Source organism: Christiangramia sp. OXR-203 (genome assembly GCF_034372165.1).
GTDB lineage: Bacteria > Bacteroidota > Bacteroidia > Flavobacteriales > Flavobacteriaceae > Christiangramia.
The window spans coordinates 1,607,693-1,624,623 of record NZ_CP139698.1 but is presented as its reverse complement, the minus strand read 5'-3'; the positions used below and the strand labels follow the sequence as shown (position 1 = coordinate 1,624,623).

The window sequence follows — 16,931 nt, the reverse complement described above, 5'->3', positions numbered from 1 at the left end:
CTAAAAAACCAGTTCCCTGTCTTGCTGATGAGTTTTCAGATGGTATTACTATCATCGGCGCAGTGTCAACGAACTCTTTCGCAGCAACCTCGTAAGAAATGCTAATAAATGGTAGGATCGCTGAAAATAATAGCATGAAGATGAGATATAAACGCTTTAGTCTATTAGATTTTTCAGCTTCAAGGAAAAATTTATAGAAGCCAAAAAGCACCAGTAAACACCCCGTAGATTTTAAGATATACTCCAGCATCTCAGTCCTTTTTTATTTTATCATCAATCAGCTTTCTCAATTTTTTCAATTCATCATCCGTAAGATCTGTTTCTTCAGTAAAGAAAGACGCGAACTGCGATGCGGAGTTATCAAAAAAGGACTTGATCATCCCATTCATTCTTTTAGAGAAATAAGCTTTCTTGCTCACTTTTGGATAATATTCTCTGGACCTGCCTATCTGCTCATAAGCAACAAAATTTTTATCCTGCATTCTTCTAAGCAAAGTTGCAATAGTTGTCGTAGCAGGTTTTGGATCGGGATAAGCTTCGACAAGATCTTTCATAAAAGCATTCTCCTGCTTCCAGAGCAATTGCATTAATTCTTCTTCAGCATTAGAAAGTAACATAAAACAGATATTGATTCTCTACAAATGTAGAATAATTATTTGATTCTACAAACATAGAAGAGTTTGATTATAAAAAAACCCTCTGTAAATCAGAGGGTTTAAAGTTTTATGACCAGGGATCATCATCGATCTCTTCACCTAGCTGACTAACTTGGGTGCCCTTGTATAGTTTTCCATCTTTCAGCTCCCACATAGCAACAAAATGCGCTAGCGGCATTTCTTCTTCGGGGTTTTCTATAGTTCTAACGAAATAGGTAAAATGGATTGCAGCTTCATTCCCATTAGAGATGATCTTTTCAGTCTCAGCCCGCAATGATTCGTATGATTCTGAAATCTCTTTCGTTATCTCAGAAATACCATCCAAATTTAATTTTCTGAATCCTGTAGTACCGTACCAGCGTAATTCAACATCTGGATGAAGATAGGATTTCAACACTTCTTCATCTTTATAGAAGTTGGATTCATAAAATTTGGTTACAATATCTTTAGTCTCTAGATCCATAAATCTTATTTTAATTTTTTGACAATCTCCGGCAATTGTTTTATCGCCGCATATTCTCTAAGTTTTGTTCGAACTTCACCAAAAGGCGTGCCCCAATAGGTTGTGCCAGGTTCTGTATCTTTTGAAACTCCGCATTGTGCCATAAGAACCGTTCCGGTAGCAATTCGAACATCACTTCTAATTCCAACCTGTCCCCAGATAGTGACATCGTTTTCTACAATCACACAACCGGCTATTCCAATTTGAGATGCTAATAAACAATTTTTTCCGATAACAGTATCATGTCCTATCTGAATTAAATTGTCAAGCTTGGAACCTTCACCAATGGTAGTATCTCCAGTAACCCCGCGATCTATCGAACAATTCGTTCCTATCTCCACATGGTCCTCCACTACTACTCTACCACCGGATAGTAGTTTATCGAATCCTTCTGGTCTCTTTTTATAATAAAATGCATCACCGCCCAGTACCGTTCCACTATGGATAATCACATGATCACCAATCACACAATTATCACCAATGGTAACATTTGCGTGGATAAGACAATTCTTACCAATAGTTACATTATTTCCAATAACGGCATTTGGTTGCACGACAGATCCTTCACCTATCTTTGCAGATTCTGCGATAGTAGCATTCAGTTTTTCAAATGGTTTAAAATAGCGTGTAAGCTTATTGAAATCGCGGAAAGGATCTTCAGAAATAAGTAAAGCTTTGCCTTCAGGACAGTCCACTTTTTTATTAATTAGAATAACAGTCGCTGCAGAGTTCAGTGCTTTATCGTAATATTTAGGATGATCTACAAAAACGATATCTCCCGGATTTACTACGTGAATTTCATTCATACCCAGCACAAGAAAATCTGCTTCACCTACATACGAACAATCAATAAGATCTGCTATCTGAGACAGCTTATGTTCTTGAGGGAATTTCATAGATTATTCCTTAATTCTCTCTTTATAAGTACCTTTTTCGGTTTCGATCTTGATCTTATCACCTTCGTTGATAAAAAGAGGAACATTCACTTCATAACCAGTTTCTACAGTTGCTGGTTTTGTAGCATTTGTAGCGGTATTTCCTTTCAAACCAGGTTCTGTATGCGTAACCTCTAATACTACACTTCCGGGCATTTCTACTGAAAGTGGCATGTTATCTTCAGTATTGATAAGAATAGTTACCACTTCGCCTTCCTTCAAAAGCTTTGGCATATCCAGAGCATTTTCTGTAAGTCGAATTTGCGTGTAATCTTCAACGTTCATGAAGTGCCAGAATTCGCCATCTTCGTATAAGAACTGATATTTATGAGTTTCAACCCGAATATCTTCGATCTTATGCCCTGCGGAAAATGTATTATCAAGAACTTTTCCTGTAGTAACGCTTTTCAGCTTGGTTCTAACGAATGCTGGGCCTTTTCCTGGTTTTACATGTAGAAATTCAATGATCTTATAAATATCGTGGTTGTAACGAATACATAAACCGTTTCTGATATCACTGGTACTAGCCATAAGTTTTTAGTTTGAACTGAAGTATCCTTTCATGATACCCCTTTGTGAGTTTTTAATAAATTCTAATATTTCGTCCCGCTCTGCAGTTGCCTGCATTTCAGCTTCAATGATTGCGACCGCCTGGGAATTATTATAGTTCTTCTGGTATAATATTCTATAAATATCCTGAATTTCCCGAATTTTTTCCGTAGAAAAACCTCTTCTTCTAAGTCCGATAGAATTAATTCCTACATAACTTAGAGGTTCTCTACCCGCTTTTACGAATGGCGGGACATCTTTTCTAACCATAGATCCACCGGTAACAAATGCATGTTTTCCAATGCTGCAAAACTGCTGAATTGCCGCCATTCCTGCGAGAACCACATGATCCCCAACGTTTATATGACCTGCAAGGGTACTGTTATTTGAAAAAATACAATTATCCCCTACAATACAATCATGAGCAACGTGGCAATAGGCCATGATCCAGCAATTGTTCCCAATTACCGTCTTCATTCTATCTGTAGTTCCTCTATTTATGGTGACACATTCCCGAATGGTAGTATTATCTCCTATTACAGTTAGCGTATCTTCGTCATTAAATTTCTTGTCCTGAGGCACCGCAGAAATAACTGCGCCTGGAAAAATACTACAATTCTTACCAATACGTGCACCTTCCATGATGCTAACATTGGAACCAATCCAAGTACCTTCTCCAATCACTACATTATTATGTATGGTCGCGAAAGGCTCGATCACCACATTCTTGGCGATCTTGGCTCCCGGATGCACATATGCTAAAGGTTGGTTCATAGTTTTTATTTTGATTTTACAATTTGTGCCATTAGGATGGCTTCCGTCGCTAATTGTCCGTTTACATAGGCATAACCCTGCATCTGGCAAATTCCACGACGTATAGGAGCCAGCAACTCCAGCTTAAAAATTAGAGTATCCCCAGGCACTACCTGTCTTTTAAACTTCACGTTATCGATCTTCATAAAGAAGGTTAGATAGTTTTCGGGATCCGGAACCGACTTTAAAGCCAAAATTCCACCCGTTTGAGCCATGGCTTCTACCTGTAAAACACCAGGCATGACTGGTTTCCCAGGAAAGTGACCTACAAAGAATGGTTCGTTCATGGTCACATTCTTCATCCCGATTACGTGAGTATCTGTAAGCTCATAGATCTTGTCTACTAAAAGAAACGGAGATCTATGCGGCAACGTATTCATGATATCATTCACATCCATTAGTGGCGGTTGTGAGAGATCGATCTTTGGTACATTATTACGCTTTTCAGCTTTGATAACCTTGGCTAATTTCTTAGCAAATTCGGTATTAATATAATGTCCAGGTTTAGTGGCAATGATTTTACCTCTAATCCTTGTACCTGCTAAAGCCACATCCCCAATTACATCCAGCAGTTTGTGTCTTGCTGCTTCGTTTGGGTGATGTAATGTTAAGTTGTCCAGAATCCCGTTAGGTTTTACTGAAATATCATCTCTATCGAAAGCTACTCTTAACTTCTGAAGAGTATCTTCACTAATCTCTTTATCTACGTATACGATCGCATTGTTTAGATCCCCACCTTTAATAAGCCCATGTTCCAGTAAAGTTTCAATTTCATGCAGAAAGCTAAATGTTCTGGAATCGGCAATTTCAGTCTTAAATTCTGAAATATGTTCTATTGAAGCATTCTGAGTACCAAGTACTTTGGTTCCAAAATCCACCATGGTTGTCACCTGATATTCATCTGCAGGCATAAGGATGATTTCAGATCCGTTGTCATCACGATAACAAATAATATCGGTCACCACGAATTCATCTCTGTCTTCTTCCTGTTCTTCAGTACCAGCTTTCTCAAGAGCTTCTACGAAAAATTTGGAAGAACCGTCCATAATTGGTGGTTCCGGAGCATTAAGCTCAATGTATAAGTTATCTATTTCAAGACCTACACAGGCAGCAAGTACATGTTCCGAAGTCTGGATCGTAACACCCTTCTTATCAAGGTTAGTTCCACGCTGGGTATTCACAACGTAGTTGACATCTGCCTCTACTTCAGGAGATCCTTCAAGATCTGTTCTTCTAAAAACATAGCCTGTATTTACAGGTGCTGGTTTAAAAGTTAGCGTTACTTCTTTTCCAGTATGCAGGCCAACGCCTTCAAGAGAAATTTCTTCCCTTATGGTTCTTTGTTTTGAAACCTTATTAGCCATTATTAATCTTTTTTTCCAGTTGGTGAATTAATTTCATTGTTTTCGGTAGGTTTTTGAAATGTATGTAGGACTTATTATAATCACCATAACCAAATGCTGGCGACCCCTGAAGCATTTCATCATCCTTAATATCTCTACCAATACCAGATTGGGCCTGTATTTTCACACGGTCTCCAATCGTTAGATGCCCGGCGATTCCTACCTGTCCTCCAATAAGACAGTTCTTTCCAATCTTTGTAGATCCGGCAACACCAGTTTGTGCAGCAATAGCAGTATTCTCTCCTATTTCTACATTATGTGCGATTTGTATATGATTATCCAGTTTCACACCTTTTTTAATAATCGTGGAGCCTAAGGTTGCACGATCTATTGTCGTTCCTGCTCCAATATCCACATGATCCTCAATAATAACATTCCCTATCTGCGGAACTTTACTATACGCACCAGTTTCTCCCGGACTAAATCCAAAACCATCAGCACCAACTACCGCGCCACTGTGAATAGTCACATCGTTTCCTATAATACTTTCAGAATAGATCTTCACTCCGGCAAAAATAGTCGTGTTATCACCTATCTGCACATTATCACCTATATAAGCATTCGGATAAATCTTTACATTTTCTCCCAGTTTCACCTGTTCTCCTATATATGCAAAAGCACCCAGATACAATCCGTCACCATGAGTAGCAGATTCAGCAATAAAACTAGGATTCTCAATTCCTGACTTATTTAGCTTGATCTGGTTATAATATTCAAGTAAAGTTGAAAAAGCCTTGTAGGCATCCTTTACTTTAATCAATGTAGTATTTACTGGTTGCTCAACCTCAAAGTTTTCGTTAACGATCGTAACGCTCGCATTCGTGGTATATAAAAAGCTGTTATATTTAGGATTACTTAGAAAGGTTAGTGAGCCTTCACTCCCCTCTTCTATTTTGGCAAGTTCAGAAACTTCGGCTTCAGGATTTCCCTCCACCTTACCTTCCAATATCTCGGCAATTTGTTTTGCTTTAAATTTCATTCTGGCAAAAGTAAAAAAAATGAACTAATCTTTAACTTTTGGATAACACATATAGTATTTGGTTACAGTATTTGTAAGAGCTTTGAGATTAAACTGGTCTGAAACCTTTACTACATCACATATTTTACCATTTTTATGTAAAATATTAATGTTATCCTTTTCTCGTTTATAGGCAAGATTTGCGATTTCGCCCTCGAATACAAAGTAAGATGCTTCTTTTTCAGAAATATTATATTTCTTCTGAAGCGCTTTTTTGCGCTGATCCAGCTTTTCCTGGGAAGGTCGTTTCTTTTTGATCTTACTCTTCAGAAGTTTCCTGTTAATGATCATTTCGCACAAATTACTGAGTACAAAATCATCTGAATACATCCATTCCTTCATTGCAGAGATTACATCATTATCATCAAGCCTCGAAAACATCTCAAGAGTATTCTGATCGAAATTATGCCTTTCTACTTTATTCTGAAGAAAATACAATAGACTACCACTGGCATGTAATTGATGACCCTCACCAATCAATTCCTTGGCCCGCTTTAATACCCGTATTAGCAATTGCTCTGCCACCAGACTGGTTTTATGTAAATAAACCTGCCAGTACATTAAGCGTCTACCTATCAAAAATTTCTCTACAGAATATATACCTTTCTCTTCAACCACCAGTTCATCATTCACCACATTCAGCATGGTAATAAGGCGTTCACTATTGATATTACCTTCTACAGCACCGGTATAAAAACTATCGCGTTTTAGATAATCCAGACGATCCATATCCATCTGACTACTAATTAACTGGTTCATAAATTTGCGATCGTAACTTCCTTTGAAGATCTGAATTGCCAGAGTTAAACTTTGGTTAAATTCAATATTCATTTGCTCCATGAAAAGCAGTGAAATGGTCTCATGATCTACTCCTTCCACCAGGCTGTGTTCCATCGCATGACTAAAAGGACCGTGACCAATATCATGCATCAAAATTGCTATAAGTAATGCTTCTTCTTCCTCTTCTGAAATCTCTACCCCTTTAATCCTGAGTATCCTAACTGCTTTCAGCATTAAATGTACACAACCAAGAGCATGATGAAACCTTGTATGGTGCGCCCCTGGATAGACCAGATATGATAAACCCATTTGGGAAATTCTACGCAATCTCTGGAAGTAAGGATGCTCGATAATCTTAAAGATCCGTTCATTAGGAATGGTAATAAAACCGTAAATTGGATCGTTTAATATTTTGAGTTTAGTTTGTGAAGCCAAGCTTTTATGATCTAATGTTCAAAACAAAGATACATATATGAACTTAGCCCCGGTAATAAGTTCTATTTCAATTATAATGGTTCTCTTCGGAAGCCATAAATAATCATAATTATGACGATAAAGATATTATGGGTCGATGATGAAATTGACCTTCTAAAACCACATATATTATTTCTTCAGAAGAAAAACTACGAGGTTCAAACCTGTAAAAGTGGAACTGAAGCGCTTGAACTCATCGAAGAGGAAAATTTTGACATCATATTCCTGGACGAAAATATGCCGGGACTTACTGGTCTGGAAACCCTTGCTGAAATTAAAGAGCGTCGCGAAACGGTTCCGGTGGTCATGATCACAAAAAGTGAGGAAGAGTATATTATGGAGGAAGCGATTGGTTCTAAGATCGCCGATTACCTTATAAAACCGGTAAATCCAAACCAGATACTATTGAGCCTTAAGAAAAACCTGGACCATTCCCGACTCATCTCTGAAAAGACAACTTCCAACTACCAGCAGGAATTCCGGAAAATTGCTATGGAATTATCTCAGGTGAATTCCTATGAAGAATGGGTATCGTTATATCAGAAATTGATCTACTGGGAAATCCAGTTAGAAGAAATTGAAGATTCTGGTATGTTTGAAATTCTGGAATCTCAGAAACAGGAGGCAAATAATCAGTTCTTCAAATTCATATCTAAGAATTATGAGGATTGGTTTCAGCAAGGTGGTGAGCCTCCGGTGATGTCACATACTTTATTTAAGGAAAAGATTCTGCCAGAAATCAAATCTGGAGAGCCAACATTGCTGGTTGTGGTTGATAATTTAAGATATGATCAATGGAAATCACTGGAACCAATTATCACGACACATTATAAGAAGGAGAAAGAAGATGCCTACTTCAGTATTTTGCCAACTGCAACACAATATGCCCGAAATGCGATTTTCTCCGGAATGATGCCAAGTGAAATGGAAAAGCTCTTTCCAGAATACTGGAAGAACGATACTGAAGAAGGAGGTAAAAATCTACACGAATCTGATTTTCTCAGGGAACAGCTCAAGAGATTAGGAAAAGACCTGAGGTACGAATATCATAAAATCACAAGTTTAAAGGCGGGAAGAAAGCTAGCAGATAATTTTAAGAGTCAGAAAGCCAACGATCTTACTGTTGTCGTCTACAATTTTGTAGACATGCTCTCTCACTCTAAGACTGAGATGGAAGTAATAAAAGAGCTGGCATCAAATGATAAATCTTATCGGAGCCTAACGCAGAGCTGGTTTAAAAACTCACCATTACTTGATATCATACAAAAAGCACAGCAACAAGGCTTTAAATTGATCATTACAACAGATCATGGAACTATCAATGTAAAGAACCCTTCAAAGGTCATTGGTGATAAGAATACAAGTTTAAATTTGAGATACAAAACAGGCAGAAGTCTGACTTACGAGAAGAAAGAAGTTTTCGCTATAGAGAATCCGAAATCGGTACATCTGCCGACGATCAATATGAGCAGTTCTTATATTTTCGCTAAGGAGGATTTATTTTTTGCATATCCTAATAATTTTAATCACTACGTAAGTTATTATAGAAATACATATCAGCATGGCGGTATTTCCTTAGAAGAAGTTGTAATCCCATTTGTAGTCCTGAACCCAAAATAATCGATAAACGACATTTTTAAACGTTGAAATACACAACATAAGGATGTACTTAATTGATTATCAAAAACATACAGCAGTATATCCTTTTTTTATATATCTTTATCATCCCAAATCTGACATATTGAATTTATGGAGTTAACCTACGAACTTCACGAACTGGATCAAGCAGTAGATTACATTCTACGTAATACAAAGAGTAAAACACTACTCTTCTACGGCGAGATGGGTGCAGGCAAGACGACTCTAATTAAAGAGTTATCTAAAGCATTAGGCGTTAAAGACGCCGTTTCCAGTCCAACGTTTTCCTTAGTTAACCATTACGAGTCAGATCAGGGTGCTGTATATCATTTCGATTTTTATAGAATCGAATCAGATATTGAAGCATTAGATATTGGATTTGAAGATTACCTGGATTCTGGAGCATGGAATTTAATTGAATGGCCACAAAAAGTAGGGAAACTACTTAGTGATGATCATCAAAATGTGCATATTCAGGTAGTATCAGAGAATTCAAGAATGTTAAAGTTAAGTTAACGGAATCAAAATTTCGTCGATTTGATACTCAAAATTGTTTGTAAGAATATTATTACTTTTGCAGATATTTTATAAACCTGATTTATTAATTTATATTCGTTAAACGATTTATAAACAGATTTAAACTAACATATTTAAAGTTTTTTAAGCGGTTTTTCGGGTTTTTATTGCCTTGAAAAAGGGCGCAAAGGTACGATTAATGTTTTAACCCACAGGATTTTAAGTTGTTCTATGTTTGTCTCAGAACAAAACGAAACAACCATATTAAAATCTTATATTATGAAACTTAAAGCAGTACTTTTCGCAGCAGCAATATTTGGAGCAGGATTTTTTGTAACTTCAACTACAAATGAAAACGACACAAAGTATGAAATCAAGAAGCAAGCTGTCGATAAAAGGCTCATCAGAATTCCTACTAACGGGTAGTATTATCGCCCTTTTAGTGGCGTTTTCTCCCTATTTATTTTACATATATGAAATTTTCCCAAGCGGTAAAGTTTGGGAAAATTCTTTTTTTACATACGAGAGTCTTTATTACGAGGATGTAATGACAGCTGCTTGGACTTATACCAGTAAGTTAGTTCCTTTATTACTACTTTTCCTTTGGTTTTTCACTTGCAAACATTGGTGGTATCATGTTATCTTAATACCAGCTGTGATGTATGCTTATCAATTGGTTTCAGTCATCTATGATGATGTCTATTTGAATGGTGAATTTTTAATGGATATCAACGGTTTAATTTATCTCGCTCCTTTTTTTATTGTTATACTAAGTGTCGTTTATCTAATTAGAATAAAAATTTTCGATAGGATTTATGGATTAGATCTATCCGAATTAGATGAAACAGAGGTCTCGGTATTTTCAAATATTTCTGATAAGGACCGAAAAAATCTAAGAGAGTTTCAGGAAGATGATGAAGGAATCGAACATTCCAATGTACTTGTTGAAGACTACTACCGTAAACTTTAGATTATATTTTTCAATTCCATATTAAGTTGTAATTTAACTGCTTTAACCAATAACTATGGGCAAACAGCAGGTTTCACCTTTTACTAAAGAACAACTGATTCCGCAGGAAGAAACTCTTGAGATTTACAAGAAAAAAGGTGAATTATTCATAGGACTACCAAAAGAGACCGCTTACCAGGAAAAAAGAATTTGTCTAAGTCCCGATGCTGTTGCAGCCATTACCGCACACGGTCATCGCGTGATGATAGAATCCGGTGCCGGGAAATGGGCCCGCTTTAGCGACAAAGATTATTCAGATGCCGGAGCAGAAATCACGAAAGATACCCGCAAAGTATTCTCCTGCCCTACCATCTTAAAGATCGAACCGCCATCCCTGGAGGAACTTGAAAATATCAATCCGCAAACGACCATAATTTCTGCGCTACAAATTAAAACTCAGTGTAAAGAGTATTTTCAGAAGCTTGCAGAGAAAAGAATTACCGCCCTTGGATTTGAATTTATCCGGGATGATGATGGTTCCTATCCTATTGTGCGCGCCTTGAGTGAAATTGCAGGAACAGCTTCTGTACTTATCGCTTCAGAGATCATGAGTAATCATGCCGATGGAAACGGACTCATGTTTGGTAATATTAGCGGTGTACCACCAGTTGAAGTGGTTATTATCGGAGCAGGTACTGTAGGTGAATTCGCTACCAGGTCGGCTATTGGTTTGGGAGCAAGCGTCAAAGTATTCGATTCTTCCCTTACGAAACTGCGTAATATTCAGGCGAATCTTACCAATACGTTTTACACCAGTACCATTCAGCCTAAAAATTTATCAAAAGCGCTAAAACGTGCAGATGTTGTGATTGGTGCTGTTCGTGGAAAGGATCGAAGTCCCGTGCTCATTACCGAAAACATGGTGCAGAGTATGAAAAGAGGCGCTGTGATCATTGATGTAAGCATAGATATGGGAGGTTGTGTGGAAACCAGCGAGATCACAAGCCATGATGAACCAATTTTCAAAAAGCATAATGTCATTCATTACTGTGTTCCAAACATCCCATCCAGATACGCCAGAACGAGTTCTCAATCTATAAGTAATATTTTTACCCCGTATTTATTACATATTGGGGAAGAAGGTGGTTTGGAAAATACTCTAAGATTTGATCGCGGTTTACGTAATGGTTTGTATTTTTACCACGGAATTTTGACCAACAAATCGATAGCAGAATGGTTCAATCTTTCTTACCGTGATATAAATCTCCTGATTTTCTAGTTAATGAAACTTATACATCGCTTTGGCTATTTTGGCGTCGGACTATTCTTCGGAATTGTACTATTAATATTCTTTCTGGGTGGTAAAAAAGCTTCTTGCGATTACTCTCCTAATGCACGTGTGCTGAAAAATATTAAGATCAAAGAAAGAAAATGGTCTGAAGAATCTTTAAGTGTTTTCATGGACCGAGAAATTGACACTTCATATATTTCCGAAGTACTTGAAGATGGAGACGTTGATTTTTACTTAAGTGATACTGATGCGAAACCCTGCAATATCTATTATGTTACTGGAACACGTGAAACTGAAGAATTAGAATTCAGAATACAGAATTGCGATAGTATTGCTACGATTCAGAAAGTAAAAATAAGAACGGCCGAATAAATCGACCGTTATTTACATTATTCCATGATCTGCTCTGCGTGAGCCTTGGTTTTCACCTTCTGAATTACTTCTTCGATCATTCCTTGTTCATCAATGATAAAAGTTGTTCGGTGAATGCCTTCGTATTCTTTTCCCATAAATTTCTTGGGTCCCCAAACTCCGTAAGCTTCGATTACTTCCTTATCCTCATCTGCAAGTAATGGGTATTTAAAATCATACTTATTTCTGAAGTTTTGCTGCCTTTTCTTTGAATCGGCGCTAACGCCCAGAATGTCATAACCTTTTGCACTCATTGCATCGTAATTATCACTTAAATTACAAGCCTCCGCAGTACAACCAGGTGTGCTCGCTTTCGGATAGAAAAATAAAACCAGCTTTTTTCCTTTATAATCATTTAATGTGATGATATTTCCGTCTTGATCTTCAGCTTTAAAATCGGGAGCCTTATCCCCTGCTTTTAATGTTGTCATAATTCTTACTTTTGCTTAAAAATAAAGCTTTATGACCAAAAAGGAAAAGGTTCAGTTTGTAATTGATACGCTAGATGAAATTTATCCTGAAATTCCAATTCCCTTAGATCATAAAGATCCTTATACCTTATTGATCGCTGTGTTACTTTCTGCTCAAAGCACTGATGTGAAAGTCAATCAAATTACTCCTATACTATTTGAGATCGCAGATACTCCTGAAAAAATGGTGAAATTAAGCATAGAAGAGATTCGGGATATTATCAGGCCGGTTGGGCTTTCTCCTATGAAGTCCAAAGGCATACATGGGCTTTCCCATATTCTTCTGGATAAGTACAATGGTCAGGTACCAAAAAGTATAGAAGCTTTGGAAGAACTCCCTGCAGTGGGTCACAAAACTGCCAGTGTAGTAGTAGCACAGGCCTTTAATATTCCTGCTTTTCCTGTTGACACGCATATTCACAGACTTATGTATCGCTGGAATCTTACGAACGGAAAAAATGTGGTGCAAACAGAAAAGGATGCAAAAAGACTTTTTCCTGAAGATCTATGGAACCGACTTCATTTGCAAATAATCTGGTATGGGAGACAGTATTCTCCGGCACGCGCCTGGAACCTGGATAAGGATATCATTACTAAAACTATTGGCAGAAAAAGTGTAATTGCCGAATATAATAAGAAGATAAAAAAATAAAACCTGCCAATAATGACAGGTTTTTGTTTAGTTCAAAAGTGTTTCAAACTTCATGTTCTGATATTCCACAACGTTCAGTGCTTTGGAATAACTGAGCAAAAACTCAATCGTTTCCTTTGCTGGACGTGGTTGAATATTTTTTTCTTCTTTCGAAGATTTTTTAAAGTAGAGTTTCCCCATGTGCCGTTATTTTTTGGTATTTATAAATTAACGGCATTTACTTCATAATATTGCGAAATTAGTTTGTTAAGATTAAATTTCGTTTCTCAATGATTTTTCTAAGATTGATCAAAGCGTATCGCATTCTACCTAAAGCGGTATTAATACTAACTCCTGTTCGATCTGAAATCTCTTTAAAACTCATGTCTTTATAGATCCTCATAGTAAGAACCTCCAATTGATCTTCCGGAAGCTCTTTAATAAGTTCCTGAACGTCTGATTCGATTTGATCTTTAATGATCTGGGTTTCTGCATTTAGATCATTATCGCTTAGTACAGAGAAAATATTGAAATCCCCACTATTATCGAATTTGGGCATTCTTTTATTTCTTCGGAAATGATCAATAACAAGATTATGCGCGATTCTCATTACCCACGGGAGAAATTTACCTTCCTCATTGTATTTACCTCGCTTTAGAGTACGAATGACTTTAATGAAAGTATCCTGAAAAATATCTTCAGAAATATCTTTGTCGTAGACCTTTGAGTAAATAAAACTGTAAATTCTTTGTTGGTGACGGCTAATAAGTGTTCCTAGCGCGTTCTCGTTTCCTTCCAGATAATCACGTACAAGTGAGGCATCGGTGACCTTAGTGTTATTCATACCAGTTACTTTAAATTTCAGGAACAGATCCTGAGATTAGGTTATTTAGAGTTTAAAAGTAACTGTGCTTTATAGGCCTATGAATTTTGGTTATGCACCAAATATAGCAACTTAAATTTGAGAAATGCAAACAAAAGCTTAATATTTTAACAATACTATAGGCTTTTCCCGGCTTTCTTCTCCGCTTGATAATGAGTAACTTTGCAGCCTTATCCCAGAGAGAATGACCGTAGATATAGCCAATGTTGACCCTAAGAAAAATATCATTATTAAAGGTGCAAAGCTGCACAACCTTAAGAACATAAATGCCATAATTCCCAGAAACAAACTCGTGGTTATCACAGGACTATCGGGTTCAGGAAAGTCCAGTCTTGCATTTGATACTCTTTATGCAGAAGGTCAACGGCGCTATGTTGAAAGTCTTAGTTCCTATGCGCGGCAGTTTCTTGGCAGGTTGAATAAGCCAAAAGTAGATTATATTAAAGGTATAGCCCCGGCAATTGCCATTGAACAAAAAGTCAATTCTACTAACCCAAGGTCTACCGTTGGTACTTCTACGGAAATCTATGACTATCTAAAATTATTATTTGCCAGAATTGGTAGAACCTATTCTCCCGTTTCTGGTAACGAGGTTAAAAAGGATACTGTTACAGATGTTATCAATTATGTAAAAGCCTTTCCTGAACGCCAAAAATTGCTTCTTCTCTCCCCTATTCATCTGGAAGAAGGTCGTACACTGGAGAACAAAATAAAAGTACTGGCTCAGCAGGGTTATAGCAGGATAAAGCTAGGTGATTCAGTAGTGCGTATCGATGAAACTGATCTATCAAAAGCAAAAGTTGAAGATACTTTTCTAGTAGTAGACCGAATTATTACAAAGGATGAAGAAGACTTTTTCAACCGACTGGCAGATGCAATTGAAGCAGCTTTTTTCGAAGGTAAAGGCGAATTATTCATTGAAAACTTATCAGATAACAGCTCGAGACACTTCAGTAACAAATTCGAACTGGATGGAATCAATTTTCTGGAACCAAACGTTCATTTATTCAGCTTCAATAATCCATATGGTGCTTGTCCCAAGTGTGAAGGTTATGGCGATGTTATAGGAATTGATGAGGAACTTGTGATTCCTAACACAGGTTTATCCATTTACGAAAATGCGATTTTTCCATGGCGAGGCGATAGTATGAGCTGGTATAAGGATCAATTGATTAAGAATTCGCATAAATTTGATTTCCCTATACACAAACCGTATTTTGAATTGAGTGATGAACAGAAGGAGCTCGTTTGGAATGGAAATCAGTATTTCGAAGGATTAAACCAGTTTTTTGAGTTTCTGGAGAGTAAGGCAAACAAGATTCAGAATCGGGTGATGCTTTCAAGGTATCGCGGTAAAACCAGGTGCTCAGTTTGTAAAGGAAAACGACTTAGAAAGGAAGCACAATATGTAAAAATAAACGGACTCAATATCACCGATCTGGTAGAAAAACCTCTAGATAAAGTTCGAGCATTCTTTGATGATATAACTCTGGATGAATACGAAGAGAAAATTGCGAAGAGATTGCTGCAGGAGATAAGAAACCGACTTCAATTCCTTTCCAATGTAGGTCTGGATTATTTAACTTTAAATCGTAAATCCAATACACTTTCTGGCGGGGAATCTCAGAGGATCAATCTTGCCACCTCTCTTGGGAGCAGCCTTGTTGGTTCCATGTACATCCTGGATGAACCTTCTATTGGATTACACCCTAAGGATACAGAGAAATTAATTGGTGTTTTAAAGCATTTACGAGATCTTGGCAATACGGTCATTGTAGTGGAACATGACGAGGAGATTATGAATGCTGCAGATGAGATCATAGATATTGGACCGGAAGCCGGAACCAATGGTGGTCACGTGGTTGCTACGGGTAATCTTAAACAAATTCTCAAATCTAATTCTCTTACTGCGGAATATCTTAATGGTAAGAAAAATATTGAAGTCCCCGAAAAGAGAAGAACTTCTAAGAATTTCATCAAAATACTGGGAGCACGAGAGAACAACCTGAAGAATATAGATGTCGAAATTCCATTAGGAGTTTTTACTGCGATCACCGGAGTATCGGGAAGTGGAAAAAGTACATTGGTCAAAAAGATCTTTTACCCAGCCATTCAAAAAGAATTAGGAGGCTATGGAGAGAAAGCAGGACAATTTTCAGGAATAGAGGGCAATTTTAAAAACCTTGGCAGTGTTGAGTTTGTAGATCAAAATCCAATTGGTAGATCATCAAGATCGAACCCGGTAACTTATATAAAGGCTTACGATGATATTCGAAATCTTTTCTCTTCCCAGAGACTTGCGAAATTACGTGGTTTTCAGCCGAAGCATTTCTCTTTTAATGTAGACGGTGGTAGATGTGAAACCTGTAAAGGGGAAGGCGAAGTTACTATTGAAATGCAATTTATGGCAGATGTTCATCTCGAGTGTGAAACCTGCAATGGTAAGCGTTTCAAAAAAGATGTGCTTGAAGTAAGCTTTCACGATAAGAATATTGATGATGTTTTAAATATGACTATCGATGATGCAACCGCATTTTTTGAAGATCATGATCAGGATAAGATCGTTAAAAAGCTGAAGCCTTTAAAGGACGTAGGTTTAGGATATGTGCAACTGGGCCAAAGTTCTTCTACTCTATCAGGTGGTGAAGCTCAGCGTATCAAACTGGCCTCGTTCCTGGTTAAAGGAACTACCAAAACCAAAGCTCTCTTCATTTTTGACGAACCAACCACCGGCTTGCATTTTCACGATATAAAGAAATTATTGAAATCTTTCAATGCTCTGATATCTAAAGGGCATTCGGTAGTAGTTATTGAACACAATATGGATCTTGTAAAATGTGCAGATCATGTGATTGACCTGGGAGTGGAAGGTGGTGAAAACGGTGGTTATTTAATTACCACAGGAACTCCGGAGGAAGTTGCTAAAAATAAAAGATCGGTTACCGCACCCTACCTTTCAGAAAAGTTAAATTAACATAATAAATTGATTGTTAGTAGATTAAACTCTATTCT

Annotated in this window: 20 protein-coding genes; 9 read left to right on the top strand and 11 right to left on the bottom strand. The window is 37.3% G+C overall.

Annotation, left to right across the window (positions count from 1 at the left end):
* The first annotated feature begins 21 nt into the window (after window positions 1-21).
* The gene (locus T8I65_RS15745; RefSeq protein ID WP_416173213.1) at window positions 22-105 is read left to right on the top strand and encodes a hypothetical protein; all 84 of its coding nucleotides are present in this window, start codon (window positions 22-24) and stop codon (window positions 103-105) included.
* Between the two features lie 146 nt (window positions 106-251).
* Here the strand turns inward: T8I65_RS15745 and T8I65_RS07325 are convergent, their stop codons facing one another.
* From T8I65_RS07325 to T8I65_RS07290, 8 genes are all read right to left on the bottom strand, one after another.
* On the bottom strand, window positions 252-617 hold the full coding sequence (locus T8I65_RS07325; RefSeq protein ID WP_322302731.1) for a BlaI/MecI/CopY family transcriptional regulator: 366 nt from the start codon (window positions 615-617) through the stop codon (window positions 252-254).
* A 106-nt stretch (window positions 618-723) separates the two neighbouring features.
* Entirely contained in the window at window positions 724-1,119 is a 396-nt protein-coding gene (locus tag T8I65_RS07320; RefSeq protein ID WP_322302730.1) for a nuclear transport factor 2 family protein, read from the bottom strand.
* Between the two features lie 5 nt (window positions 1,120-1,124).
* Window positions 1,125-2,054 carry a UDP-3-O-(3-hydroxymyristoyl)glucosamine N-acyltransferase gene (locus T8I65_RS07315; protein ID WP_322302729.1) on the bottom strand — a complete coding sequence of 310 codons (930 nt, stop codon included), beginning with the start codon at window positions 2,052-2,054 and terminating at the stop codon, window positions 1,125-1,127.
* A 3-nt stretch (window positions 2,055-2,057) separates the two neighbouring features.
* Entirely contained in the window at window positions 2,058-2,624 is a 567-nt protein-coding gene (gene efp / locus T8I65_RS07310; RefSeq protein WP_298247039.1) for an elongation factor P, read from the bottom strand.
* A 6-nt stretch (window positions 2,625-2,630) separates the two neighbouring features.
* A complete protein-coding gene (lpxA, locus tag T8I65_RS07305) occupies window positions 2,631-3,416 on the bottom strand; it encodes an acyl-ACP--UDP-N-acetylglucosamine O-acyltransferase (RefSeq protein WP_141877641.1) in 786 nt (261 codons plus the stop codon).
* A 5-nt stretch (window positions 3,417-3,421) separates the two neighbouring features.
* Entirely contained in the window at window positions 3,422-4,819 is a 1,398-nt protein-coding gene (locus tag T8I65_RS07300; RefSeq protein WP_322302728.1) for a bifunctional UDP-3-O-[3-hydroxymyristoyl] N-acetylglucosamine deacetylase/3-hydroxyacyl-ACP dehydratase, read from the bottom strand.
* Window positions 4,812-5,837, bottom strand: coding sequence for a UDP-3-O-(3-hydroxymyristoyl)glucosamine N-acyltransferase (gene lpxD / locus T8I65_RS07295; RefSeq protein WP_141877639.1), 1,026 nt, complete (start codon window positions 5,835-5,837; stop codon window positions 4,812-4,814). The genes T8I65_RS07300 and lpxD overlap by 8 nt, the downstream gene beginning before the upstream one ends.
* Window positions 5,838-5,861: 24 nt before the next feature.
* On the bottom strand, window positions 5,862-7,091 hold the full coding sequence (locus T8I65_RS07290) for an HD domain-containing protein (RefSeq protein WP_322302727.1): 1,230 nt from the start codon (window positions 7,089-7,091) through the stop codon (window positions 5,862-5,864).
* 108 nt (window positions 7,092-7,199) lie between these two features.
* Here T8I65_RS07290 and T8I65_RS07285 point away from each other — a divergent pair, with 108 nt between their 5' ends.
* The 6 genes from T8I65_RS07285 (at window position 7,200) to T8I65_RS07260 (ending at window position 11,896) form a co-directional block, all read left to right on the top strand.
* Window positions 7,200-8,750 (top strand): PglZ domain-containing protein, encoded by a 1,551-nt coding sequence (locus T8I65_RS07285; protein ID WP_322302787.1) that lies wholly within the window; start codon window positions 7,200-7,202, stop codon window positions 8,748-8,750.
* 129 nt (window positions 8,751-8,879) lie between these two features.
* Window positions 8,880-9,284, top strand: coding sequence for a tRNA (adenosine(37)-N6)-threonylcarbamoyltransferase complex ATPase subunit type 1 TsaE (tsaE, locus tag T8I65_RS07280; protein ID WP_322302726.1), 405 nt, complete (start codon window positions 8,880-8,882; stop codon window positions 9,282-9,284).
* Between the two features lie 279 nt (window positions 9,285-9,563).
* A complete protein-coding gene (locus T8I65_RS07275) occupies window positions 9,564-9,710 on the top strand; it encodes a hypothetical protein (RefSeq protein WP_322302725.1) in 147 nt (48 codons plus the stop codon).
* A 229-nt stretch (window positions 9,711-9,939) separates the two neighbouring features.
* Complete coding sequence (locus tag T8I65_RS07270) at window positions 9,940-10,254, top strand: hypothetical protein (protein ID WP_322302724.1); 315 nt, start codon at window positions 9,940-9,942, stop codon at window positions 10,252-10,254.
* Between the two features lie 55 nt (window positions 10,255-10,309).
* Complete coding sequence (locus T8I65_RS07265) at window positions 10,310-11,512, top strand: alanine dehydrogenase (protein ID WP_322302723.1); 1,203 nt, start codon at window positions 10,310-10,312, stop codon at window positions 11,510-11,512.
* Between the two features lie 3 nt (window positions 11,513-11,515).
* Window positions 11,516-11,896 (top strand): hypothetical protein, encoded by a 381-nt coding sequence (locus tag T8I65_RS07260; protein WP_322302722.1) that lies wholly within the window; start codon window positions 11,516-11,518, stop codon window positions 11,894-11,896.
* A gap of 17 nt (window positions 11,897-11,913) precedes the next feature.
* Here T8I65_RS07260 and bcp read toward each other — a convergent pair whose 3' ends face one another.
* The gene (gene bcp, locus T8I65_RS07255) at window positions 11,914-12,366 is read right to left on the bottom strand and encodes a thioredoxin-dependent thiol peroxidase (protein WP_322302721.1); all 453 of its coding nucleotides are present in this window, start codon (window positions 12,364-12,366) and stop codon (window positions 11,914-11,916) included.
* 31 nt (window positions 12,367-12,397) lie between these two features.
* Between bcp and T8I65_RS07250 the strand changes: the two genes are divergently transcribed.
* A complete protein-coding gene (locus T8I65_RS07250) occupies window positions 12,398-13,057 on the top strand; it encodes an endonuclease III (RefSeq protein ID WP_322302720.1) in 660 nt (219 codons plus the stop codon).
* A gap of 27 nt (window positions 13,058-13,084) precedes the next feature.
* Here T8I65_RS07250 and T8I65_RS07245 read toward each other — a convergent pair whose 3' ends face one another.
* Window positions 13,085-13,237, bottom strand: a complete 153-nt coding sequence (locus tag T8I65_RS07245; protein ID WP_322302719.1) for a hypothetical protein — start codon at window positions 13,235-13,237, stop codon at window positions 13,085-13,087.
* Window positions 13,238-13,295: 58 nt separating this feature from the next.
* Window positions 13,296-13,880 (bottom strand): RNA polymerase sigma factor, encoded by a 585-nt coding sequence (locus T8I65_RS07240; RefSeq protein WP_322302718.1) that lies wholly within the window; start codon window positions 13,878-13,880, stop codon window positions 13,296-13,298.
* 223 nt (window positions 13,881-14,103) lie between these two features.
* On the opposite strand from T8I65_RS07240, the gene uvrA reads away from it, so the two are divergent.
* Entirely contained in the window at window positions 14,104-16,893 is a 2,790-nt protein-coding gene (uvrA, locus tag T8I65_RS07235) for an excinuclease ABC subunit UvrA (RefSeq protein WP_322302717.1), read from the top strand.
* Window positions 16,894-16,931 lie beyond the last annotated feature (38 nt).